This window comes from Giesbergeria sp., assembly GCF_028686475.1.
Taxonomy (GTDB): Bacteria; Pseudomonadota; Gammaproteobacteria; order Burkholderiales; family Burkholderiaceae_C; genus Simplicispira.
In genome coordinates this window covers 36360-58833 of record NZ_JAQUCA010000018.1, presented here as the reverse complement: position 1 = coordinate 58833, position 22474 = coordinate 36360, and the positions used below count along the sequence as shown (strand labels likewise).

The window sequence follows — 22474 nt, the reverse complement described above, 5'->3', positions numbered from 1 at the left end:
ATAGGATTGATTTATGTTGGTATCGCGTGGCCTGAAAGTCTGGGGTTCTATGGCGCTGGCGGGGCTCATACTTGCTGGCTGTGGCACTCGGCTGAGCAAGGCCCCCGTCGAAGACCGGGGCACCTCCGCTGGAATGGTAAGCAATCAGTATGGCGCTATGGTGTCTGACAAACCTTTGCCCGGCGCCGAAAACGCTGGCAAACCGGGCTATTACTCCGTTAAACCCGGCGACACCTTAATCCGTATTGGCCTAGAAAGCGGCCAAAGCTGGAAAGACATCGCCCGTTGGAACAACCTCGAAAACGCCAACCTGATTGAAGTCGGGCAAGTGCTGCGCGTGGTGCCGCCCGAAGCCCCCGCTGCCGCCGTCAGTAGCCGCCCAGTGGTAGCCACCGTGATTGCGCCCGGCACAACCGGCAGCGCCAGCAAACCCACCACAGCCACCCCCAGCAGCAGCAAGCCGGTGCCAGCGGTGGCCGCCTCCGGGGCTGATGACGATTTGGGCTTTATTTGGCCTGCCAGCGGCACCTTGTTGGCCGGTTTTGACGAAGCGCGCAACAAAGGCTATGACATCAGCGGCAAAGCAGGTGACCCAGTCATGGCCGCTGCCGATGGCCGCGTGGTCTATGCTGGCGCTGGTCTGCGTGGCTATGGCAACCTCATCATTCTCAAGCACAACAATACTTTTCTGACCGCCTACGCACACAACCAAACCCTGCTGGTCAAAGAAGACCAATCGGTACGCAAGGGGCAAAAAATTGCCGAAATGGGCAACACCGATGCCGACCGCGTCAAACTGCACTTTGAAATCCGCCGCCAAGGCAAGCCGGTGGATCCCTCGCGCTACCTGCCCGCCCGATGAAGCCGACACCATCCTTGTCGCCCTTGCCCCTTTCGGCAGGGCTGCAAGGGGCCAGCACCGCGCCAGAAACACCCGAGCCAGAATTTGAGCTAGAGGCAGAGGCCAGCGCCGAGGTCGAGTTACGCGCCCTGCCGATGGGGGCCGCGCAACATGGCCAGCGCCTAGACCGTGCTTTGGCCGATAGCGTGCCCGAGTTCTCGCGCAGCTACCTGCAACAACTGCTAGAGCAAGGGGCGGTGCGGCTCAACGGCCAAACGGCGCGCAAAGCCTCGCAACGCATCAAGGTGGGCGATAGCGTATTGCTAGAAATGCGCGCCACGCTGCAAAGCCAAGCCTTCCGCCCCGAGGCAATGGCGCTAGAGGTAGTCTATGAAGATGCCGATTTACTGGTGCTGCACAAACCCGCCGGGCTGGTAGTGCATCCAGCACCCGGCAACTGGACGGGTACCTTGCTCAATGGCCTGTTGGCGCGTGATGCCCAAGCCAGCTTATTGCCGCGCGCGGGCATTGTGCATCGCCTAGACAAAGACACCAGCGGCCTGATGGTGGTAGCGCGCAACCGCCGCACGATGGATGCCTTGGTACAGATGATTGCTGCCCGCACCGTGCGCCGCCAATATCTAGCGCTGGCACAGCGTCCGTGGCAAGGCGCATCCCAGCGTAGTGTCGATGCCCCCATCGGGCGCGACCCACGCAACCGGCTACGCATGGCGGTGGTAGATTTATCGGCCCATGCGGGCAAAACGGCCAAAACCGACATCCAATTGCTGGCCAATGGCGAGGCCGGTTGCTTGGTGCAATGCACTTTGCACACCGGGCGCACACACCAAATCCGCGTCCACATGGCACACATCGGCCACCCGCTGCTGGCCGATACTTTGTATGGCGGCAGCGCCAGTGCGGGCTTGGAGCGCCAAGCGCTGCACGCTTTTCGTCTGGCCTTTCACCACCCTAGCACCGGCCAAGCGCTCGATGTACGCGCCCCCCTACCAGCTGATATGCAGCAAGCCCTGTCTTGCTGGGGGCTGGGCTACAATCCCGAACGGTTGGCAGCATGAATACGCTAGAAGCCAAACGGGTGCTAGAGACGGTGCTGCTGTGCAGCCACCAGCCCTTGACTCTGCGCGAGTTGCGTGCAGTGTTCGACGGCGCTTTGGGCGCAGATACCCTCAAATCCTTGCTATTGCAGTTGCAACAAGAATGGCAACAGCGCGGCCTAGAGCTGGTGCAGGTGGCCTCGGGGTGGCGCTTTCAAAGCAAACCGGCGATGCGTGCATTTTTAGAGCGCTTGCAACCCGAAAAATCCAGCCGTTATTCGCGCGCCACCTTAGAAACTTTGGCTATCATCGCTTACCGCCAGCCAGTGACCCGGGGTGATATTGAAGATATCCGGGGCATTGTGGTCAACAGCGCCATCATCAAGCAATTAGAAGACCGTGGCTGGGTAGAAACCATCGGCCACCGCGAAACCGCAGGCCGCCCAGCCTTGCTGGCCACCACGCGGCAGTTTTTGGATGATTTGGGACTGCAATCCCTGAGCCAATTGCCCGTACTAGAAGAAGGTTCTTCGGAGCCTGCTGCTACTTTGCAAGTTTTGCAAACCCTGCCGTCCTTGCCAGACGACGGTTTGCCCACGACGACGACGCCTGCATCGCCGCAAGTCCATTAGCCATCAGGCACAAGGGGCATAAGGGCGCCATTCTTTTTTTGTCTATCTTAGGCAATGCCTTGGCGTTGCAAAAAAATCCATGAATCCAGAAAATCCCCGTGACGGCGATGCCGCACAACCGGGCCAGCCCCACAAGCCCAGCAGAAACGCTGCCCCGCGTTCCGCAGGCAAAACACGCCCAGCGCGCAAGCAGGCAGGCCCACAACGGCGCTCCAGCACAAGCGCCAAAAAAACAGCGCCAGCAGCACTGCCTGTGGCCACCGAAGCCGAGGGTTACCAGTTTGCCGATATTGTCTCGGGCCAATTGGATGCCGACGACACCAGCCCCGAAGTAGCACCCGCCAAGCGCGTCTTGCTGCCCCAGGTAGAAACCCCCAAACTGCATAAAGTGTTGGCCCAAGCCGGTTTGGGTTCGCGCCTAGAGATGGAGCAGCTCATTTTGGAAGGGCGCATCTCGGTCAACAACGAGCCTGCCCATACCGGGCAACGGGTGCAGTATGGCGATGTGGTCAAGCTCAATGGCAAGCCGATTCGCTACCGCATTGACCCGCCCCCCCCGCGCGTCATTGCCTACCACAAGCCCGTGGGCGAAGTCGTTACCCAAGACGACCCGCAAAACCGCCCCACGGTGTTTCGCAAATTGCCGCGTTTACAGCAGGGCAAATGGCAATCGGTGGGCCGTTTAGATTTAAATACCGAGGGCTTGTTGCTGTTTACCAGCTCGGGCGAATTGGCCAACCAGCTCATGCATCCGCGTTTTGGCCTAGAGCGCGAATATGCCGTGCGTGTATTGGGCGCACTCAGCAAAGAAGAAAAGCAGCGCCTGTTAGACGGCGTGCAACTCGATGATGGCATGGCCGCGTTTGGCTCGATTGAAGACGGCGGCGGCGAAGGCTCCAACTGCTGGTACCGCGTCACGATTTCTGAAGGGCGCAACCGCGAAGTGCGCCGCATGTTAGAAGCCGTGGGCCATGCCGTCAGTCGCTTGATTCGGATTCGCTATGGCGCGATGGTGCTGCCGCGTGGCCTCAAGCGCGGCGCTTGGCTAGAGTTGGACGAACGCGACATCAACGCCCTGCTACAAGCCACTGGCCTGAACAAGCCTGCGCCCAAAGCCGCAGAGCAGCCCCCCACACCCGCCCGGCGCATCTTTAGCAGCCGTGGCCCGCGCACGCCCAATGCCGAAAAACCCAGCAGCGCGCGCCAGCCCAGCAATACCCAGCCCGACCCCATGAAAACCTCGGTGGGCTATATTGGCACCGATAGCCTATCGCGTTATCGCCAAGAGCAGCGGCGCAACCCCAGCGGGCGTGGCCGCCGATAAGCCCCAGCGGCTACCAGCAGCCGGTTAGAATCAAAAGCTTTGTTCCTGTACCACAGGGGCAAACTTTCACTGCACTTTTATTTTGTTAGGAAATCCTATGGCTATCGAACGCACCCTCTCCATCATCAAGCCCGACGCTGTCGCCAAGAACGTTATCGGCCAAATCTATGCCCGCTTTGAAGCTGCTGGCCTGAAGGTCGTGGCTGCCCGCATGGCCCACCTGTCGCGCCTAGAAGCCGAACAGTTCTATGGCGTGCATAAAGAGCGCCCCTTCTTCAAGGACTTGGTGGACTTCATGGTCTCCGGCCCTGTCATGATTCAAGTGCTGGAAGGTGAAAACGCCATCCTGAAAAACCGCGAACTGATGGGCGCTACCGACCCCAAAAAGGCCGAAGCCGGTACCATCCGCGCTGACTTTGCCGATAGCATCGATGCCAACGCCGTACACGGCTCCGATGCCCCCGAAACCGCTGCCGTTGAAATCGCCTTCTTCTTCGCTGGCATGAACGTTTACTCGCGCTAAAACCGCACCCTGCACGAAAGCGTTTTTGCAAAGACATGAGCACCAATTTACTGGATTTTGATCTTGAAGGCCTGACCGCGTTTTGCGAACAGTTGGGCGAAAAGCGTTTTCGGGCTACCCAGTTGTTCCGCTGGATTCACCAGCGTGGCGCACGCAATTTTGACCAAATGAGTGATTTGGCCAAATCGCTGCGCCAAAAATTGGCCACCTGCGCGCACATCAACGCCCTGCCAGTGGTCAGTGAACACCAATCGGCTGATGGCACCATCAAATGGCTGTTTGATGTCGGTGCAGGCAATGCCGTAGAGTCGGTATTTATCCCCGAAGACGATCGGGGCACGCTGTGCATATCATCCCAAGCTGGTTGTGCCGTGGGCTGCCGTTTTTGCTCCACCGGCCACCAAGGCTTTAGCCGCAACCTCAGTACCGCCGAAATTTTGGCCCAACTCTGGTTTGCCGAACACACCCTGCGCCAGCGCTTGGGTGTCTCTGAACGCATCATTTCTAACGTCGTGATGATGGGCATGGGCGAGCCGCTGCAAAACTACAACGCCTTGCTGCCCGCCTTGCGTGCCATGCTCGATGACCACGGCTATGGCCTATCACGCCGTCGTCTCACGGTATCCACTTCGGGCATTGTGCCCATGATAGACCGCTTGGCCCAAGATTGCCCGGTGGCCTTGGCGGTGTCTCTGCACGCCCCCAACGATGCCCTGCGCGACCATCTGGTGCCGCTCAACCGCAAATATCCCCTCGATGAATTGTTGCAAGCCTGCGTGCGCTACCTAGAACACGCCCCACGCGACTTCATCACCTTTGAATACTGCATGTTGGATGGTGTGAATGACCAGCCCGAACATGCCCAGCAACTGATTCGTTTGGTGCGCGCTTATGCCCACGGACGCGCTTGGTGCAAATTTAACCTGATTCCGTTCAATCCCTTCCCTGCCTCTGGCTTGCAGCGGTCGCCGCAAGCCCGTGTCTTGGCCTTTGGCCAGCTGCTCAACGATGCCGGTATCGTCACCACCGTGCGTAAAACCCGTGGCGACGATATTGATGCCGCTTGCGGCCAATTGGCGGGCGAGGTGCAAGACCGTACCCGCGCCACCGAGCGCATGGCCCAGCGCCGCACCATCACGCTGACCCCTATCAGCCTTCATCAGGAGAAGCATTAATATGGTGTCTGCCACTTGGCCACAAAAAACCCGTTATTGGGGTGCTGTGGCGGGGCTGCTAATCTGCCTGGCCAGCTTGCAAGGTTGCGCTACCCACCATGCAGCGGGTTTGCGTGCCGACCCGCTGTTGCCACAAGCCGAAGAAACCGAGGCGCGTCGGCGCGCCCGTATTCGGCTAGAGCTGGCGGCTAATTATTTTGAATCAGGCCAGCCGCAAGTAGCTTTGGATGAGGTGCGCCAATCCTTGGCCAATGACCCGTCTTATGCCGATGCTTATAGCCTGCTGGGTTTAATTTATATGCGCCTCAATGACGAGGCCCAAGCCGATGCCAGCTTTGTGCGCGCCCTAGAACTGCGTCCGGGAGACCCTAATTTGTTGCACAACCGGGGCTGGTTGCTGTGCGCGCAAAAAAAATATGCACTGGCCAATGAATTGTTTGTGCAAGCGCTGGCCAACCCCAGCTATGGCGCGCGCAGCAAAACCCTGATGGCACAAGGTTTGTGTTACATCAAGGCCGGAGATACTGCGGCCGCAGAACAAGCCCTGATGCGCTCCTACGAACTTGACGCGGGCAACCCCGTGGTAGCCTACCATCTGTCTCATTTATTGTTTAAGAATAACGAGTTGGTGCGCGCCCAGTTTTATATTCGCCGCCTCAACAACAGTGAAATGTCCAACGCCGAAACCCTGTGGTTGGGCATCAAGGTAGAGCGCGTGATGCGTAATACCGTCGCCATGCAACAGCTGGCCGAGCAGTTGCGTAAACGCTTCCCCGATTCTCCCGAGTGGGCCCTGTATGACAAAGGGCGCTTTGATGAGTGATTTGCATCCTTCCTCCTCCCCGCCATTGACCAGCGCACCGATGCCGGGCGCCGTCTCGCCCGGTGCCTTGTTGCGCCAAGCCCGCCAAGCCCAAGGCTTGCACATCGAGACCGTAGCGGCCTCGCTCAAAGTTTCGGTGGCCAAGCTAGAGGCCCTCGAAACCGACCAGTTCCAGGTCTTTCCCGATGCCAATTTTGTCCGCGCCTTTGCGGGCAGCGTGTGCCGCACCTTAAAAATAGATGCTGCACCCGTATTGGCAGCTTTGCCACCCGGTGCCTTGCATCGGCTATCGCCCAACAGCGAGGGCATCAACACCCGCCTGCGCGATGAACGCAGCCGTGGTCTGCTCACTTTGCTGGGTGGCAAACCGATTGCCTTGGCCGTTTTTGCCTTGCTGGTGGGGGCGGTTTTGCTGTTTTTCATGCCAAAGCAGTCAGCAGAGACCGAGCCAGACCCTGAAACGCCCACCGAAGAGGCCGCTCAGACCACCGAGACGGAGCCTCCAGCCGTCAACACACCCGTAGCCCCCAGCCCCGCCGATGCGGCAGTGCCGGCATCGGTTGCGCCACTGTCTGCCACGCCGCCACCCGCCGCCACGGTGCCTGTGGTGCCAGCGGCTACCAGCGTGCCTTTGTCGCCGTCAGTGCCTGCACCAGTAGCGCCAGCAGCGTTGCCATCCACGCCGCCACCCGCTGCGGCGGTGCCAGCGGCCAGCAGCAACGCGGCAGAAGTGCTGGTACTCAGTGCCCGTGCCTCCTCTTGGGTGCATGTGCGTGATGGCAAAGGCAACACGGTGTTGCAGCGCACCTTGGGCACTGGCGAGCGCTTGGTGGTGGGGCAAACGCCCCCCCTGACGGTCACCGTAGGCCGGGCCGACATGACCGATGTCATGGTGCGTGGCCTGCCTTTCAATACCGCTGCGCTGGCGCAAAGCAATGTGGCCCGATTTGAGGTGAAATGATGTCTGTTCTTCAGCCTGCCAGCAGCGCTATTGCAGTAGCTGCGCCGCAAGCGCGCCGTAGCCGCCAAGCCCAAGTGGTTTGGGGCGGGCGTGTGGTCAAAATTGGGGGTGATGCGCCAGTGTGCATCCAATCCATGACCAACACCGACACCGTGGATGCCATCGCCACCGCCATCCAAGTGAAAGAACTGGCCCAAGCCGGTTCCGAATTGGTACGCATTACCGTCAACACCCCCGAGGCCGCTGCTGCCGTGCCCTACGTGCGCGAACAATTGGACCGCATGGGCATTGACGTGCCTTTGGTGGGCGATTTCCACTACAACGGCCACACCCTCCTGACCGACTACCCGGCCTGTGCCGAGGCCCTGTCCAAATACCGCATCAATCCCGGCAATGTAGGCAAGGGCGACAAGCGCGACCGCCAGTTTGGCCAAATGATAGAAGCAGCCATGCGCTGGCAAAAGCCGGTGCGTATTGGTGTCAATTGGGGCAGCCTAGACCAAGAACTATTGGCCCGCCTGATGGACGACAACGCCCAACGCGCCACGCCGCTAGATGCTCAACAAATCATGTACGAGGCGTTGATTAGCTCGGCCTTAGATTCAGCCCAAACTGCCGAATCTATGGGCATGGCAGGTGAGCAAATCATCCTATCGTGCAAAGTCAGTGGCGTGCAAGACTTGATTTCGGTCTATCGTGAATTGGCCCAACGCTGCAATTACCCGCTGCACTTGGGCCTGACCGAAGCCGGCATGGGCACCAAAGGCACGGTGGCCTCCACCGCTGCGCTGTCGGTGCTACTGCAAGAAGGCATTGGCGACACCATTCGGGTCTCGCTCACACCCCAGCCGGGCGAAGCCCGTACCCAAGAAGTAGTGGTTGCGTCGGAGATTTTGCAAGCCTTGGGCTTACGCATGTTCAACCCCAGCGTGACCGCCTGCCCCGGTTGTGGCCGCACTACCAGCACCACCTTCCAAGAGTTGGCCAAGCAAATTGACGACTATTTGCGCCAACAAATGCCCGTCTGGCGCGCGCAATATCCCGGTGTAGAAACGCTCAAAGTGGCCGTGATGGGGTGCATTGTCAATGGCCCCGGCGAGAGCAAACACGCCGACATTGGCATCAGCCTGCCCGGCACCGGCGAGGCCCCAGCGGCCCCCGTGTTTATTGACGGCCAAAAAGCGGCCACCCTGCGCGGCAGCCACATCATCGCCGAGTTTCAGCAGATGGTCGATGCCTATATTCAGCGCAAATTTGCCCCCTGACGCACTGGCCGTAGCTGCTACCAATACCAGTGCTGCTTATAGATAAGAGATACGTGTGACAACCGACAAACCCCAAACCAAACCCTTGCCCAAGGCCGAAAAAATCAAAGCCATTAAGGGCATGAACGATATTTTGCCGCCCCAATCGGCCCAATGGGAATGGCTAGAAGACAAAGTGCGCCAACTCATGGCCCGCTTTGCTTACCAAAATATCCGCACCCCGATAGTCGAAAATACCGGCCTGTTTGTGCGTGGCTTGGGCGAAGTGACCGACATCGTCGAAAAGGAAATGTATTCCTTTGAAGACCGCCTCAATGGCGAGCAACTCACCCTGCGCCCCGAAAGCACCGCTGGCGTGGTGCGCGCCGTGGTCGAGCATTCCATGCTTTACGAAGGTGGCAAGCGCCTGTATTACATGGGGCCCATGTTCCGCCACGAACGCCCCCAGCGTGGACGCTATCGTCAGTTTCACCAAATCGGTGCCGAGGCGCTGGGCTTTCCCGGTGCCGAAATTGATGCCGAAATGATTTTGCTGGCCGATGCCCTCTGGAAAGAACTGGGCCTGCAAAATGTACGCTTGGAACTCAACAGCTTGGGCCAGCCGCCAGAGCGCCAAGCGCACCGCGCTGCCCTGATTGCCTATTTTGAGCAGCACGCCGAGCAGTTAGACGAAGATGCCCGCCGTCGTTTGCACAGCAACCCGCTGCGGATTTTGGATACCAAAAATCCAGCCATGAAAGCGCTGGTCGAAGGCGCGCCCAAACTGCTTGATTTTCTGGGCGAGGCTTCTTTGGCCCATTTACGCACCGTACAAAATATTTTAGATGCCGCTGGTGTCGTCTGGCAGATCAATCCGCGTTTGGTGCGTGGCATGGATTATTACAATCTGACCGTGTTCGAGTTCATCACCGAGCAACTCGGCGCACAAGGCACCATTTGCGGTGGTGGCCGCTACGATGGCCTGATTGAGCAAATTGGCGGCAAACCTGCCCCCGCAGTCGGTTGGGCCTTGGGCGTAGAGCGCGTGTTAGAGCTGCTCAAAGAACAAGGCACCATGCCAGCACCCCCAGCACCCGATGCCTATGCGATTGTGCCCAGCGCTGCCGTTTTGCCCGCTGCTTTTATGGCCCTGCAACAATTGCGCGCCTTGGGAACTTCGGTGCAAATGCACAGTCCTACCCAGCCGGGCGAAGGCATGGGCAGCATGAAATCGCAGTTCAAAAAGGCCGATGCCAGTGGGGCGGCTTACGCGCTCATTTTTGGCGAAGACGAAGTCGCACGCGGCTGTGTCAAAGTCAAAGCCTTGCGCGATAGCCAAAGCCAAGAGCAAAACCAACAATCAGAATACCCTCTCGCCCAAGTGGCTAACTGGGCTGCCCTCTTAAAATCTACCCATTAAACACGGGTTCACCCTATGGCCAACCATCTCGATCTTGAAGAACAAGAACAAATAGACCAGCTCAAGCACTTCTGGAATACCTGGGGCACCCTGATTAGCTCGGTGCTGTTGCTGGTTTTTGGGTCGATTGCTATCTGGAATGGCTACCAGTATTGGCAAAACCGACAAGCCATGCAGGCCGCTGCGGTGCTAGAAGCCCTCGACAGCGCCGTATTGGCCAAAGACGAGGCCAAATTAGAGCAGGCATTTAAAGATGTGCGCGAGCAATACGCCAGCACCAACCAATCGGTGTTGGCCGGTTTGCTGGCAGCCAAAGCATGGCAAGACCAAAAAAATGCCACCAAGGCCGAAGAAGTATTGCAATGGGTCAGCCAAAGCGGGGCCGACGAAGGCCACAAAACCATTGCCCGTTTGCGCTTGGCTGGCTTGCTGATGGAAAAGAAAGCCTACGACGAAGCCTTGCAACAACTCTCCTTTGCCGTACCCGCTGCCTTTGAAGGCATTGTGGCCGACCGCCAAGGCGATGTTCGCATATTACAAGACAAGCCCGAACAAGCCCTAGAGCAATACCGCAAAGCCTACGATAAGTTGGCCGACAACCCCGAATACCGCCGCTTGGTAGAGTTCAAGCTCAATGCCTTGGGTGTGCAACCGGCCAAAGCCAGCGTCGCCACAGCAGGCCAAGGGGTTGCAGGATGAAGAATAAAGCGCGTATTGGGCTGGGTTTAGCGCTGGCAGTGTTGTTGGCGGGTTGCTCCTCTTGGGGCAGCAGTTCGGCACCCAAGCCGCAAACCATCGAGATGGTCGCTCCCTTGCTCGGGGTGCAACAGGCTTGGACGGCACGGGTAGGGGCAGGTTTTAAGCCCCCGTTGGCAATGCAGGCCAAAGGCCGGGTAGTCAGTTTGGCCTCTAGCGATGGCCAAGTGCTGGCACTAGACAGCAGCAGCGGCCAAATTTTGTGGCAGCGCGCCCTGCAAGAACCGCTCAGTGCGGCCATTGGGTTTGATGGCGACACCGTGGCCGTGGTCTCGGCCAACAACGAATTAATCGTCTTGCAAGCGGGCCAAGAAAAATGGCGCCAGCGCTTACAAGCCACGGTCTTCACCCCGCCATTGGTAGCCGGAGGCCGGGTGTTTGTGCTGGCCACCGACCGCAGCGTACAGGCTTTAGATGCCGCCAACGGTTATCGCCTCTGGACGCAAAGCCCCGGCACCAGCAGCGATAGCTTGGTGCTGCAACAAGCGGGCGTGCTGGCGGCCAGCGGCAACAGCTTGTTGGTGGGTATTCATGGGCGCATGGTTGCGCTGCAACCCGACAGCGGCAGCGTGCTGTGGGAGTCCGCTCTGTCCATTCCGCGTGGCACCAACGAAATCGAACGCTTGGTTGAGCTGGTGGCCCCCATCAGCAAACACAGTGGCAGCGTTTGTGCCAGGGCTTTTCAGTCGGCGCTGGCCTGCTTAGACACGGGCAGCGGTAGAATGGCCTGGAGCCAAAAAGCCCAAGGGGTGCATGGTGTCGCTGGTGATGCACAAACAGTGTACGGCATCGAAAGCAATGGCATGGTGCAGGCTTGGGGCCGCAACAACGGCACGCTGCAATGGTCTTCTGAACTGCTCAAGCACCGTAAACTATCGCCACCGCTGCTGGTAGGGCGCTCGGTGGTGGTGGGCGACCATGAGGGCAACCTCTACTTCTTGTCCAAAACCGATGGCAGCTTGCTCAATCGCCTCAAAACCGATGACTCTGGCATCTCTGCCCAGCCTATGCTGGCCGAAAACACCTTGGTCGTGACCACGGTAGCCGGCAAAATCTACGGCTTCCGTCCCGAATAACAATAATTACAATCCAATGAAACCAGTCATTGCCTTGGTAGGGCGGCCCAATGTGGGCAAATCTACCCTTTTCAACCGCCTGACCAAAACCCGCGATGCCATCGTGGCCGATTTTGCGGGTCTCACGCGCGACCGCCACTATGGCAGCGGCAAACAAGGTCCACACGAATACATCGTGATTGATACTGGCGGCTTTGAACCCGATGCCTCTGCCGGTATTTACCGTGAAATGGCACGCCAAACCCAACAAGCCGTGGCCGAGGCCGATGTGGTGGTGTTTGTGGTGGATGCACGCGCTGGCCTATCGGGCCAAGACCATGATATCGCCCAATACCTGCGCCGCTTGGGCAAAAAATGCCTGTTGGTGGCCAACAAAGCCGAAGGTATGCGCGAGGGCGTGCAACTGACCGAGTTTTATGAGCTAGGCTTGGGCGATGTCTATCCGGTCTCCGCAGCGCACGGCCAAGGCATACGCGGCTTGGTCGAGCTGGCATTAGACAGCCTGGCCCTGCCCGAGCCAGACGAAGATGCCGCCGCAGAAGAAGAAAAAACCATCAAATTGGCGGTGGCTGGGCGGCCCAATGCCGGTAAATCAACCCTGATTAATGCTTGGTTGGGCGAAGAGCGCCTAGTGGCCTTCGATATGCCCGGCACCACGCGCGATGCCATTTCGGTGCCGTTTGAGCGCGACGGGCAAAAATTTGAGCTGATTGACACCGCTGGCTTGCGCCGCAAAGGCAAAGTATTTGAAGCGATTGAAAAATTTTCAGTCGTTAAAACCTTGCAGGCGATTGATTCGGCCAATGTGGTGTTGTTATTGCTCGATGCCACCCAAGGCGTGACCGACCAAGATGCCCATATTGCCGGTTACATTTTAGAAAGTGGCCGTGCTGTGGTGCTGGCGGTAAATAAATGGGATGCCATCGACGAATACCAACGCCAATTGGTTGAGCGCGCCATTGATTCTAAATTGGGCTTTCTCAAATTTGCTGCACTGCATTTTATTTCGGCCATCAAGCGCCAAGATTTAGCAGCTTTGTGGCCAGCGATTTTGCAAGCGCACCAATCGGCCACTTGCAAAATGTCCACGCCGGTACTTACCCGCTTGCTGCTAGAGTCGGTGCAATTTCAAAGCCCACAGCGTGCCGGTATGTTCCGGCCCAAACTGCGCTACGCGCACCAAGGCGGCATGAATCCGCCGGTCATCGTCATTCATGGCAACTCTTTAGAGCATGTGACCGAAGCCTATAAGCGCTTTTTAGAAGGGCGCTTTCGCAAAGAGTTTAAGCTGGTGGGCACCCCGTTACGCATAGAGATGAAAACTTCTAAAAATCCCTATGCCGACCAAGAACGCTAATCTTCAGGCACCGTTGTTTTCCTGCCATTGGGGCATTTCTTGCCGTTTTTTGCGGTCTATTTTTAGTTTTATTTAACACGGAGGATATCGTGAGTAACAAAGGTCAAATTTTGCAGGATCCGTTTCTGAATGCTTTGCGGCGCGAGCATGTGCCAGTGTCTATCTACTTGGTCAATGGTATTAAATTGCAGGGCCAAATTGAATCCTTTGACCAGTACGTGGTACTGTTGCGTAACACCGTCACCCAGATGGTTTATAAACATGCCATCTCTACCATTGTGCCCGGACGCGCCGTCAGTTTTTCTGTGGCCGAAAACACCGAGCCAGAGAGAGATTGATATTTGAACCCCGATAACGCACAGCAGCAAGAGGCCACGCCCGTCATATTGGTGGGTGTGGATTTTGGTGGCCCCGATTTTGACGCACCACTCGAAGAGCTGGGCCTGCTGGCCCAAACCGCCGGTATGCGCCCCGTGGCTACGGTGGTGTGCAAGCGCAAGGCCCCCGATCCGGCCTTGTTTGTCGGCAGTGGCAAAGCCGATGAAATTCGGCTGTTGGCGCAAATGCACGGCGCTGCCGAGGTTTGGTTTGACCAAGCCCTCAGCCCAGCGCAGCAACGCAATTTAGAACGCCACCTAGAGATACCGGTCAATGACCGCACCTTTTTGATTTTAGAAATTTTTGCCCAGCGTGCGCGCAGCCACGAAGGTAAATTGCAGGTGGAGCTGGCGCGCTTACAGTACCTTAGCACGCGCTTGGTGCGCCGCTGGTCGCACTTAGAGCGCCAACGCGGCGGTATTGGTGCGCGTGGTGGCCCTGGCGAAGCGCAAATTGAGCTAGACCGGCGCATGATTAGCGAGGCCATCAAGCGCGTCAAAGAACGTCTCTCTAAAGTCAAGCGCCAACGCTCCACCCAGCGCCGCCAGCGTGAGCGACGCGAAACTTTCAATGTCTCGCTGGTGGGTTATACCAATGCCGGTAAATCAACCCTGTTCAATGCCTTGGTCAAAGCGCGCGCCTATGCGGCAGACCAGTTGTTTGCCACATTGGACACCACGACGCGCCAGCTGTATTTGACCGAAATTCAGCGCTCGATTTCGCTGTCTGACACCGTGGGCTTTATCCGCGATTTGCCACACGGCTTGATTGATGCCTTTCAAGCCACCTTGCAAGAAGCGATAGATGCCGATTTGCTGCTGCATGTGGTCGATGCCTCCAACCCTAAGTTTCCCGAGCAAATTCAGCAGGTGCAACAGGTGTTGCAAGAGATTGGGGCGAGCGATGTGCCGCAATTGCTGGTGTTTAACAAACTAGATGCCCTGCCCGAGGCGCAGCAACCCGAGCAAGTGCAGGATGTTTATGAGCTAGATGGCCGACCGATACCTCGGGTGTTTGTCAGTGCGCGCAGTGGCAGCGGCTTGGCCGCTTTGCGTGGCTTGCTGGCCCAAGCGGTGTTGCCAGCAGTGCCAGCAGCAGATGCGCTAGATTGAGGCCCGCGCCCCAAGCTAACTGAAACCAGAATCAGAGATTTTTCGCATGAACCAACCCTCTTCTGTCCGTGGCTGGGCACCCCTGTTGCAGCGCCTGCGTGGGATGTTCAATCTCAACGACCCGCGTTGGGGCCGGGGTGACAACAGCACTGGCGACGACAAGCCCGCGCCACCCGCACCACCGCGTCCGCCCGCAGCCGATGCTTCGCCCGATAGCCGTGGGCGCGATTCAGGGCGGCAGAACAATGGACAGCAGCCGCCCGATTTAGACGAACTCTGGCGTGACCTCAATCGCAAGTTGGCCGGTCTGTTTGGCGATAAGCAAGGCGGCGGGGGTAACCACAACGGCCACCACAGCCAGCAGCCCCCCGACATGAAAGGCGCAGGCATTGGCATTGGCGTGATTGCCACCATTGCGGTGTTGATTTGGCTCGGTACCGGCTTTTTTATTGTGCAAGAAGGCCAACAGGCCGTCATTACCCAATTTGGCAAATACCACAGCACCGTGGGGGCCGGTTTTAATTGGCGGATGCCCTATCCGGTGCAACGCCATGAGCTGGTGTTTGTGACGCAAATTCGCTCGACCGATGTCGGGCGCGACAGCGTGATTAAATCCACCGGCCTGCGCGAGTCGGCCATGCTGACCGAAGACGAGAATATCGTTGAAATCAAATTTGCCGTGCAATACCGCCTCAACGATGCGCGCGCTTGGCTGTTTGAGAGCAAAAATCCCGCCGATGCCGTCACCCAAGCCGCAGAAACCGCAGTGCGCGAAGTCGTCAGTAAAATGCGGATGGACACCGCCTTGGCTGAAGAGCGCGACCAAATTGCGCCGCGCGTGCGTAACCTGATGCAAACGATTTTGGACCGCTACAAAGTCGGTGTTGAAGTGGTAGGCATCAATTTGCAGCAAGGCGGCGTGCGTCCGCCCGAACAGGTACAAGCTGCCTTTGACGATGTGCTCAAAGCCGGTCAAGAGCGCGAACGTGCCAAAAACGAAGCCGAAGCCTACGCCAACGATGTGATTCCACGGGCGGTGGGTTCGGCCTCGCGCCTGAAAGAAGAAGCCGAAGCCTACAAAGCGCGCATTGTGGCCCAAGCCCAAGGCGATGCCCAACGCTTTAGCGCGGTGTTGGCCGAATACCAAAAGGCCCCGCAGGTCACGCGCGAGCGCATGTACCTCGATTCGATGCAGCAAATTTACAGCAACGTCACCAAGGTGGTGGTGGATTCGCGCCAAGGCGGCAATTTGCTTTATTTGCCACTGGACAAAATTTTGCAAACCGGTGCTATCCCAGCCCCTGATTTGCTGGGCGTACCCGCCAGCGCTGCCACCGCACCTGCACCTGCGTCAGCACCGGCCAGCTTGCCGGTAGATGCCCGCGCGCGTGACAACAGCCGCACCCGCGACCGCGAAGTCCGCTAGGAGAACCCTGTGAATCGTGTTGGATTTTTTGCTTCCTCCGTTTTTGCCTTGCTGGCCTTGGCCAGCTCGATGTTGTTTGTGGTGGATCAGCGCCAGTTTGGTATCGTCTATGCCTTAGGGCAGATTAAAGAAGTGATTACCGAGCCTGGCCTGAACTTCAAACTACCACCGCCCTTCCAAAACGTTACCTACATTGACAAGCGCCTGCTCACGCTAGACAGCACCGATACCGAGCCGATGCTGACGGCAGAAAAGCAGCGCGTGGTAATTGATTGGTATGTACGCTGGCGCATCAGCGAGCCTTCCGAATACATCCGTAACGTGGGCTTGGATGAAAACGCCGGTGCCATGCAGCTCAACCGCGTGGTGCGTAACGCCTTCCAAGAAGAAATCAACAAGCGCACCGTGAAAGAATTGCTCTCGGCCAAGCGCGAGCAACTCATGGCCGACGTCAAACGCGAGGTGTTGGAGTCGGTGCGTGGGGCCAAGCCGTGGGGCGTGGATGTGGTCGATGTGCGGATTACGCGCGTGGATTATGTCGAATCCATCACCGAGTCGGTCTATCGCCGCATGGAAGCAGAACGCAAGCGCGTCGCCAACGAGTTGCGCTCTACCGGTGCCGCCGAAGGCGAAAAAATCCGCGCCGATGCCGACCGCCAACGTGAAGTCACCATTGCCAATGCCTACCGCGACGCGCAAAAAGTCAAGGGCGAGGGCGATGCCGAAGCCGCGCGCATCTACGCTGAAGCCTTTGGCCGTGACCCACAATTTGCCCAGTTTTACCGTAGCCTCGATGCGTACAAAGCCAGCTTTAACAAAAAGAGCGATGTGCTGCTGCTAGACCCCAGTTCTTCCGAGTTTTTCAAGGCGTTTCGCAGCGCTGGGGGTAAGTAAGCCCGGCCAGATAGACATCTATCGTCTGTTGGCCAGTTTGCTCTAAATCGAAAGCCTGCGGATTGAGCAGCCAGTGGTGCACCAAGCCTTCCACCAAGGCTTGCAGGCCAATAGCTGCGGTGTGCAGGGCAATGCTCAGGGGCTGGCCACTGGCTTGGCTGGCAGCGGCCAAGGCCCGTTGGTTTTGCTCGACACAGCGTTGGTAAATACGCTGGCAGCGCTCTTGCACCGCGCCTAATTCATTGGTCAGTTCCATCTTTTGGATGGCAATTTCTAGCACGCGCCGCGTAGAAATATCGGTAGCAATCAGGTGCAGCGCACTCAGTAAGGCAGCGCGCAATCGGTCTAAACTTTGTTCCGCTGGGCCGGTTTGGTTGGCTTGGGCGTGGGTGGCCTCCAGTGGCAGCGTGACGCGCTCCATCATCGCATTGAACAAATCGGCCTTGTCCTTAAAGTGCCAATAAATGGCCCCACGGGTTGTGCCCGCCGCGCTGGCAATATCATTGAGCGAGGTGCGCGAAACCCCTCGGGCCTGAAAAAGCTGTTCTGCTGCATCCAGCAAGCTGTTGCGGGTGGCTTGCGCCTCAGCCTTGGTGCGTCGCGCCATTCTTTTACCTCCGGTTTACTTGCGGTTAAAAGTCACACTATACATACATTCTTGAATGTATATATACTAATCGCTTTCTTCACCCCTCCTGTGTGTGGGAGGGGTTGCTGTGCGCGCCGTCTGGCCCCAGCGGCTGGTTTTTTGCCGCTTGCACTGCCTTTTTCCTTCAAAGGATTTCTGTCATGTCCGGTTTTTCGCGTCCCCCCCAGACGGCCTTGTCTTTCGCCGTGGCCCTGCCGCCCGCACGACGATTTTTTCATACAGGTGCTGCTGTCAGTGCGGTGGTAGCTGCTTTGTTGTTGGCTGGCTGTGGCAAAACCGAGGCCCCAACGGCTGGCCCCGGAGGCCCGCCCGGTGGCAAAATGCCCCTGCCTGAGGTCGGTGTGGTCACGGTCAGTTTGGGCGATGTCGGTTTGGTGACCGAGCTGCCCGGACGGGTAGAAGCCTCGCGGGTGGCGCAAGTGCGCGCACGGGCCGCTGGCATCGTACAAAAACGCCTGTTTACCGAAGGCAGCGATGTCAAGCAAGGCCAATTGTTGTTGGCGATTGATGCCGCCCCCTACCAAGCGGCTTTGCAAACGGCCCAAGCCCAATTGGCCCGCGCCCAAGCCAATTTAGGCCAAGCCACGGCCTTGGCCCAGCGTTACCAACCTTTGGTCGAGGCCCAAGCCGTGAGCCGACAAGAATATGCCAATGCCGTTGCGGCACAGCAGCAAGCCCAAGCTGATGTAGCTGCTGGCAAAGCAGCGGTGCAAACAGCGCAAATTAACTTGGGCTATACCAGCGTCACGGCCCCGATTTCTGGCCGCATTGGGCGCGCTTTGGTCACGGAGGGGGCTTTGGTTGGCCAAGGCGAAAGCACCCCCTTGGCGGTGATTCAGCAAATTCAGCCGGTGTATGTCAACTTCACCCAATCTGCGGCTGAAGTCATGAAACTGCGCCGTGCTTTGGAGTCTGGCCAGCTACAACGGGCAGCGGGCAAAGAAGCCGCCAGCGTGCGCGTGGTGCTAGAAGATGGAAGCGAATACCCGCTGTCGGGCAAACTTTTGTTTTCCGATTTAACGGTCGATGCCAGCACCGGCCAAATCACGCTGCGCGCCGAGGTACCCAACCCGAAAGGCGAATTGTTGCCCGGCCTGTATGTGCGTGTGCGTTTAGAGCAAGCCCAAGTATCGGATGCCATCAGCATTCCACAGCAAGCCGTCACGCGCACCCAACAGGGCGACAAAGTCACCATCGTTACTGCCGATGGCAAATTGGTACCGCGCATGGTGAAGGTGGGGGCAGCGCGCAACAACCAATGGTTGGTGCTGGAGGGCCTCAAGGCAGGCGAGCAGGTGATGGTCGATGGCTTCCAGAAGCTGCAAATGCTGCCACCGGGCACCCCGGTCAAGGCGGTGCCGTGGCAAGCCAACGCCAGCGCACCTGCCGCACCTGCGCCTGCACCTGAGAAAACGGCCAGTCCGACCGCAGAGCCAGCACCAGCAGCCAGCACAGACAAGCCTGCCAGCAGCGCTCCAGCAGCGCCAGCCAGCAGCACCAAGGCCGATAGCACGGCACCCGCCAGCGCGGCCCAGCACTAAGGAGCCACGTTTATGGCTAAATTTTTTATTGACCGGCCCATTTTTGCCTGGGTGATTGCCCTGTTCATCATGGTGCTGGGGGCGGTGTCTATCACCAAATTGCCCATTGCCCAGTACCCGGCTGTGGCACCGCCCACGATTGTAATCACGGCAGCCTATCCCGGTGCTTCGGCGCAAACATTGGAAGACAGCGTGCTGGCCGTGATTGAGCGCGAAATGAATGGCGCGCCCGGCTTGGCGTATATCGAAACCGTGAGCCAAGCCAATGGCTCGGGCACCATCACCCTGAGCTTTGAACCCGGTACCAATGCCGAGCTGGCACAGGTGGAGGTGCAAAACCGCCTGTCACGCGCTACGCCGCGCCTGCCAGCGGTGGTGAACCAGCAAGGGGTGCGCGTGGACAAGGCGCGCTCCAACTTCTTGTTGTTTGCCATGTTGTCGTCAAACGACCCAAAAATCGACGTGTCGATGTTGAGCGATTACGCCTCGCGCAACGTGGTGCCTGAGTTACAACGCCTACCCGGCATTGGCCAAGTGCAATTGTTTGGTGCCGAGCGTGCCATGCGCGTCTGGGTAGAGCCGAACAAACTGCAAAGTTACCACTTATCGGCCGCCGAAGTAGCCAGCGCCATCCAAGCACAAAACGCCCAAGTATCGGCGGGCAGTTTGGGCGAATTGCCGCACCTGGTGGGCCAAACCATTTCGGCCACGGTGGTGGTGCCGGGCCAATTGAGTACGGTAGAAGAGTTTGGCCGCATTGTGTTGCGCGCCAATGCCGATGGTTCTACCGTGCGCCTGCGCGATGTAGCACGCATTGAACTTGGTTCGCAATCCTACGCCACCAGCGCGCGCCTGAACGGCAAACCTGCCGCCGGTATGGGGGTGCAGTTGTCGCCCTCGGGCAATGCTTTGGCCGCAGCGGAGGCCGTCAAAACCCGTTTGACCGAGTTGGAAAAGTTTTTCCCGCCCGGCGTGGTTTGGTCGATTCCTTACGATAGCTCCAACTTCATCAAAATCTCCATCAAACAGGTAGCGATGACGCTGCTGGAAGCGATTGTGCTGGTGTTTTTGGTGATGTTCTTGTTTTTGCAAAACTTGCGCTACACCGTCATTCCTACCATTGTGGTGCCGGTGGCGCTGCTGGGTACTTTTGGCGCACTGCTGGCGATGGGCTTCTCCATCAACGTACTCACCATGTTTGGCATGGTGTTGGTGATTGGTATTGTGGTGGACGATGCGATTGTGGTGGTAGAGAACGTCGAGCGCATCATGAGCGAGGAGGGGCTATCCCCCCTGCAAGCCACGCGCAAAGCCATGAGCCAAATCTCTGGGGCCATCATCGGTATTACGGTGGTGCTGATTTCGGTGTTTGTGCCGCTGGCCTTCTTTGCTGGCTCGGTGGGCAATATTTACCGCCAATTTTCTGCCGTGATGGCGGTGTCGATTGCCTTTTCGGCCTTTATGGCGCTATCGCTCACACCGGCACTGTGCGCTACCTTGCTCAAGCCGGTGCAAGCGGGCCATGCCCATGCCAAAACTGGCTTTTTTGGTGCTTTTAACCGAGGCTTTGCCCGCAGTACCAAAGGCTACGAAGGTTGGGTGGCTAAATTATTGCGCCGCTCCGGGCGCATGATGGTGATTTATGTAGCGCTGGTGGCGGCGATGGGGGTGTTGTATCTGCGCCTACCCACTTCTTTCTTGCCCAATGAAGACCAAGGCAGCGTGTTGGTGAATATCCAGCTGCCGCCCGGTGCCACGCAAGAGCGCACCCGCGCCGTAGCTGAAAAGGTCGAAGCCTTTATGCTGGCGCAGCCCGAAGTAAAAAGCATGGTGGCCGTGTTGGGCTTTAGCTTCTCGGGCCAAGGGCAAAATGCCGCGCTGTCTTTTGTTACCTTGAAGGATTGGGCCGAGCGTCCCGGCGAGGCCCACACCGCCGAGGCGCTGGTCAAGCGCGCGATGGGTGCTTTGATGGGTATCCGCGATGCGTTTATTTTCCCGCTCAATCCGCCGCCGATTCCAGAATTGGGGGCCAGTTCGGGCTTTAGTTTCCGCTTGCAAGACCGAGGCGGCAACGGCCATGATGCCTTGGTGGCTGCGCGCAACCAAATGCTGGGTATGTCACGCCAAAATAAAATCCTCACTGGCGTGCGCCCCGATGGCTTAGAAGACGCACCCCAATTGCAAGTGGATATTGACCGCGATAAGGCCAATGCCCAAGGGGTGAGCTTTGCCGCCATCAACAGCATTATTTCTACCGCTTTGGGTTCTGCCTATGTGAACGATTTTCCCAATGAGGGCCGTTTGCAGCGCGTAGTGGTGCAGGCCGAAGCCAAAGACCGGATGCAGCCCGAAGACATCCTCAACCTGACCGCCGTGAATAACCAAGGCAAGGCGGTACCGCTGTCGGCCTTTGCCAGCACGCGCTGGGTGTCTGGGGCGATGCAAACCGTGCGTTACAACGGTTATCCGTCGATGCGTATCTCGGGCAGTGCTGCACCGGGTTACAGCACCGGCGAAGCGATGGCCGAGATGGAGCGCTTAGCCGCCCAATTGCCGCCCGGTTTTGGCTTTGAATGGACGGGCCAATCGCGCGAAGAAAAACTGGCTGGCTCGCAAGCCATCATCTTGTACGGTTTTGCTATTTTGGCGGTGTTCTTGGCACTGGCCGCGCTGTACGAAAGCTGGTCGATTCCGCTGGCCGTCATTTTGGTGGTGCCACTGGGTGTGCTGGGCGTGTTGCTGGGCATTACCGGGCGTGGCATGACCAACGACGTTTATTTCCAAGTCGGCTTGATTACCATCATTGGCTTATCGGCTAAAAACGCGATTTTGATTATCGAGTTTGCCAAAGACTTGCAAGCCCAAGGCGAAAGCGTATTTGAGGCCGCGCTGGCGGCAGCCCATTTGCGCTTCCGGCCTATCATCATGACCTCGCTGGCCTTTATTTTGGGCGTGGTGCCCTTGGCCATTGCCACTGGGGCCAGCTCGGCCAGCCAGCGCGCCATTGGCACGGGGGTGATTTCGGGCATGGTGGTCGGTACGCTGCTGGCAGTGTTTTTTGTGCCGATTTTCTTTGTCGTGGTGCGTAGCCTGTTCAAAGACAGCGCTCGCCAGCGTGAGCGCTTTAAGCACCACGCCGAAGAAGCGGGCATCACTGCCGAAGCCAGCGCTGCTTTGTTGGCCCAAGCCGAAGAAGGATTATCGGAAGAAGAAAAGCGCGCCCTGCACCAAGGAGCCAGTAACGCCGATGCGCCCCATCAACCTCCGCAGAAGGGACACTGAAC

Annotated in this window: 20 protein-coding genes; 19 read left to right on the top strand and 1 reads right to left on the bottom strand. The window is 58.1% G+C overall.

The window, feature by feature from the left end; all coding sequences use genetic code 11:
• Nucleotides 1-13: 13 nt before the first annotated feature.
• The 17 genes from PHX60_RS11875 to hflC all read left to right on the top strand — a co-directional run bounded on the left by PHX60_RS11875 (nt 14) and on the right by hflC (nt 17000).
• The gene (locus PHX60_RS11875) at nt 14-862 is read left to right on the top strand and encodes a peptidoglycan DD-metalloendopeptidase family protein (protein WP_300077849.1); all 849 of its coding nucleotides are present in this window, start codon (nt 14-16) and stop codon (nt 860-862) included.
• The gene (locus PHX60_RS11870; RefSeq protein ID WP_300077847.1) at nt 859-1920 is read left to right on the top strand and encodes an RluA family pseudouridine synthase; all 1062 of its coding nucleotides are present in this window, start codon (nt 859-861) and stop codon (nt 1918-1920) included. The genes PHX60_RS11875 and PHX60_RS11870 overlap by 4 nt, the downstream gene beginning before the upstream one ends.
• The gene (scpB, locus tag PHX60_RS11865) at nt 1917-2531 is read left to right on the top strand and encodes an SMC-Scp complex subunit ScpB (RefSeq protein ID WP_300077844.1); all 615 of its coding nucleotides are present in this window, start codon (nt 1917-1919) and stop codon (nt 2529-2531) included. The genes PHX60_RS11870 and scpB overlap by 4 nt, the downstream gene beginning before the upstream one ends.
• Nucleotides 2532-2610: 79 nt before the next feature.
• Nucleotides 2611-3855 (top strand): pseudouridine synthase, encoded by a 1245-nt coding sequence (locus tag PHX60_RS11860; protein WP_300077841.1) that lies wholly within the window; start codon nt 2611-2613, stop codon nt 3853-3855.
• Between the two features lie 97 nt (nt 3856-3952).
• Nucleotides 3953-4378 (top strand): nucleoside-diphosphate kinase, encoded by a 426-nt coding sequence (gene ndk / locus PHX60_RS11855; RefSeq protein ID WP_300077838.1) that lies wholly within the window; start codon nt 3953-3955, stop codon nt 4376-4378.
• 35 nt (nt 4379-4413) lie between these two features.
• The gene (gene rlmN / locus PHX60_RS11850) at nt 4414-5553 is read left to right on the top strand and encodes a 23S rRNA (adenine(2503)-C(2))-methyltransferase RlmN (RefSeq protein WP_300077836.1); all 1140 of its coding nucleotides are present in this window, start codon (nt 4414-4416) and stop codon (nt 5551-5553) included.
• A 1-nt stretch (nt 5554) separates the two neighbouring features.
• Nucleotides 5555-6376, top strand: coding sequence for a type IV pilus biogenesis/stability protein PilW (gene pilW / locus PHX60_RS11845; RefSeq protein ID WP_300077833.1), 822 nt, complete (start codon nt 5555-5557; stop codon nt 6374-6376).
• The gene (locus PHX60_RS11840) at nt 6369-7337 is read left to right on the top strand and encodes a RodZ domain-containing protein (protein WP_300077830.1); all 969 of its coding nucleotides are present in this window, start codon (nt 6369-6371) and stop codon (nt 7335-7337) included. Before pilW ends, PHX60_RS11840 begins: the two co-directional genes overlap by 8 nt.
• The gene (ispG, locus tag PHX60_RS11835; protein WP_300077827.1) at nt 7337-8602 is read left to right on the top strand and encodes a flavodoxin-dependent (E)-4-hydroxy-3-methylbut-2-enyl-diphosphate synthase; all 1266 of its coding nucleotides are present in this window, start codon (nt 7337-7339) and stop codon (nt 8600-8602) included. The genes PHX60_RS11840 and ispG overlap by 1 nt, the downstream gene beginning before the upstream one ends.
• Nucleotides 8603-8723: 121 nt before the next feature.
• Complete coding sequence (gene hisS, locus PHX60_RS11830) at nt 8724-10001, top strand: histidine--tRNA ligase (RefSeq protein WP_300077885.1); 1278 nt, start codon at nt 8724-8726, stop codon at nt 9999-10001.
• A gap of 15 nt (nt 10002-10016) precedes the next feature.
• Complete coding sequence (locus PHX60_RS11825; protein WP_300077824.1) at nt 10017-10700, top strand: tetratricopeptide repeat protein; 684 nt, start codon at nt 10017-10019, stop codon at nt 10698-10700.
• The gene (gene bamB, locus PHX60_RS11820) at nt 10697-11833 is read left to right on the top strand and encodes an outer membrane protein assembly factor BamB (RefSeq protein WP_300077821.1); all 1137 of its coding nucleotides are present in this window, start codon (nt 10697-10699) and stop codon (nt 11831-11833) included. Before PHX60_RS11825 ends, bamB begins: the two co-directional genes overlap by 4 nt.
• A 16-nt stretch (nt 11834-11849) precedes the next feature.
• Nucleotides 11850-13190: a ribosome biogenesis GTPase Der gene (der, locus tag PHX60_RS11815; RefSeq protein WP_300077817.1), complete on the top strand. Its 1341-nt coding sequence runs from the start codon at nt 11850-11852 to the stop codon at nt 13188-13190.
• Nucleotides 13191-13279: 89 nt separating this feature from the next.
• On the top strand, nt 13280-13528 hold the full coding sequence (gene hfq / locus PHX60_RS11810; protein ID WP_300077814.1) for an RNA chaperone Hfq: 249 nt from the start codon (nt 13280-13282) through the stop codon (nt 13526-13528).
• A gap of 3 nt (nt 13529-13531) precedes the next feature.
• Entirely contained in the window at nt 13532-14680 is a 1149-nt protein-coding gene (gene hflX, locus PHX60_RS11805; RefSeq protein ID WP_300077811.1) for a GTPase HflX, read from the top strand.
• 46 nt (nt 14681-14726) lie between these two features.
• Nucleotides 14727-16106 (top strand): FtsH protease activity modulator HflK, encoded by a 1380-nt coding sequence (gene hflK, locus PHX60_RS11800; protein WP_300077808.1) that lies wholly within the window; start codon nt 14727-14729, stop codon nt 16104-16106.
• Between the two features lie 9 nt (nt 16107-16115).
• A complete protein-coding gene (gene hflC / locus PHX60_RS11795) occupies nt 16116-17000 on the top strand; it encodes a protease modulator HflC (RefSeq protein WP_300077805.1) in 885 nt (294 codons plus the stop codon).
• Here the strand turns inward: hflC and PHX60_RS11790 are convergent.
• Nucleotides 16969-17607, bottom strand: coding sequence for a TetR family transcriptional regulator (locus PHX60_RS11790; protein ID WP_300077802.1), 639 nt, complete (start codon nt 17605-17607; stop codon nt 16969-16971). The genes hflC and PHX60_RS11790 overlap by 32 nt on opposite strands.
• A 182-nt stretch (nt 17608-17789) precedes the next feature.
• On the opposite strand from PHX60_RS11790, the gene PHX60_RS11785 reads away from it, so the two are divergent.
• Both PHX60_RS11785 and PHX60_RS11780 read left to right on the top strand, forming a co-directional pair.
• Nucleotides 17790-19190 (top strand): efflux RND transporter periplasmic adaptor subunit, encoded by a 1401-nt coding sequence (locus PHX60_RS11785; RefSeq protein ID WP_300077799.1) that lies wholly within the window; start codon nt 17790-17792, stop codon nt 19188-19190.
• Nucleotides 19191-19202: 12 nt separating this feature from the next.
• Nucleotides 19203-22472 carry an efflux RND transporter permease subunit gene (locus tag PHX60_RS11780; RefSeq protein WP_300077796.1) on the top strand — a complete coding sequence of 1090 codons (3270 nt, stop codon included), beginning with the start codon at nt 19203-19205 and terminating at the stop codon, nt 22470-22472.
• The last annotated feature ends 2 nt before the right edge of the window (nt 22473-22474 follow it).

Bases quoted from the DNA above. Each gene is read 5' to 3' on its own strand.
- PHX60_RS11790 (WP_300077802.1), bottom strand. From the start codon at position 17,607: ATGGCGCGACGCACCAAGGCTGAGGCGCAAGCCACCCGCAACAGCTTG.
- bamB (WP_300077821.1), top strand. From the start codon at position 10,697: ATGAAGAATAAAGCGCGTATTGGGCTGGGTTTAGCGCTGGCAGTGTTG.
- der (WP_300077817.1), top strand. From the start codon at position 11,850: ATGAAACCAGTCATTGCCTTGGTAGGGCGGCCCAATGTGGGCAAATCT.
- hisS (WP_300077885.1), top strand. From the start codon at position 8,724: ATGAACGATATTTTGCCGCCCCAATCGGCCCAATGGGAATGGCTAGAA.
- PHX60_RS11825 (WP_300077824.1), top strand. From the start codon at position 10,017: ATGGCCAACCATCTCGATCTTGAAGAACAAGAACAAATAGACCAGCTC.
- PHX60_RS11870 (WP_300077847.1), top strand. From the start codon at position 859: ATGAAGCCGACACCATCCTTGTCGCCCTTGCCCCTTTCGGCAGGGCTG.
- pilW (WP_300077833.1), top strand. From the start codon at position 5,555: ATGGTGTCTGCCACTTGGCCACAAAAAACCCGTTATTGGGGTGCTGTG.
- PHX60_RS11875 (WP_300077849.1), top strand. From the start codon at position 14: ATGTTGGTATCGCGTGGCCTGAAAGTCTGGGGTTCTATGGCGCTGGCG.
- hflK (WP_300077808.1), top strand. From the start codon at position 14,727: ATGAACCAACCCTCTTCTGTCCGTGGCTGGGCACCCCTGTTGCAGCGC.
- PHX60_RS11780 (WP_300077796.1), top strand. From the start codon at position 19,203: ATGGCTAAATTTTTTATTGACCGGCCCATTTTTGCCTGGGTGATTGCC.
- PHX60_RS11785 (WP_300077799.1), top strand. From the start codon at position 17,790: ATGTCCGGTTTTTCGCGTCCCCCCCAGACGGCCTTGTCTTTCGCCGTG.
- PHX60_RS11840 (WP_300077830.1), top strand. From the start codon at position 6,369: ATGAGTGATTTGCATCCTTCCTCCTCCCCGCCATTGACCAGCGCACCG.
- scpB (WP_300077844.1), top strand. From the start codon at position 1,917: ATGAATACGCTAGAAGCCAAACGGGTGCTAGAGACGGTGCTGCTGTGC.
- rlmN (WP_300077836.1), top strand. From the start codon at position 4,414: ATGAGCACCAATTTACTGGATTTTGATCTTGAAGGCCTGACCGCGTTT.
- ispG (WP_300077827.1), top strand. From the start codon at position 7,337: ATGTCTGTTCTTCAGCCTGCCAGCAGCGCTATTGCAGTAGCTGCGCCG.
- PHX60_RS11860 (WP_300077841.1), top strand. From the start codon at position 2,611: ATGAATCCAGAAAATCCCCGTGACGGCGATGCCGCACAACCGGGCCAG.
- ndk (WP_300077838.1), top strand. From the start codon at position 3,953: ATGGCTATCGAACGCACCCTCTCCATCATCAAGCCCGACGCTGTCGCC.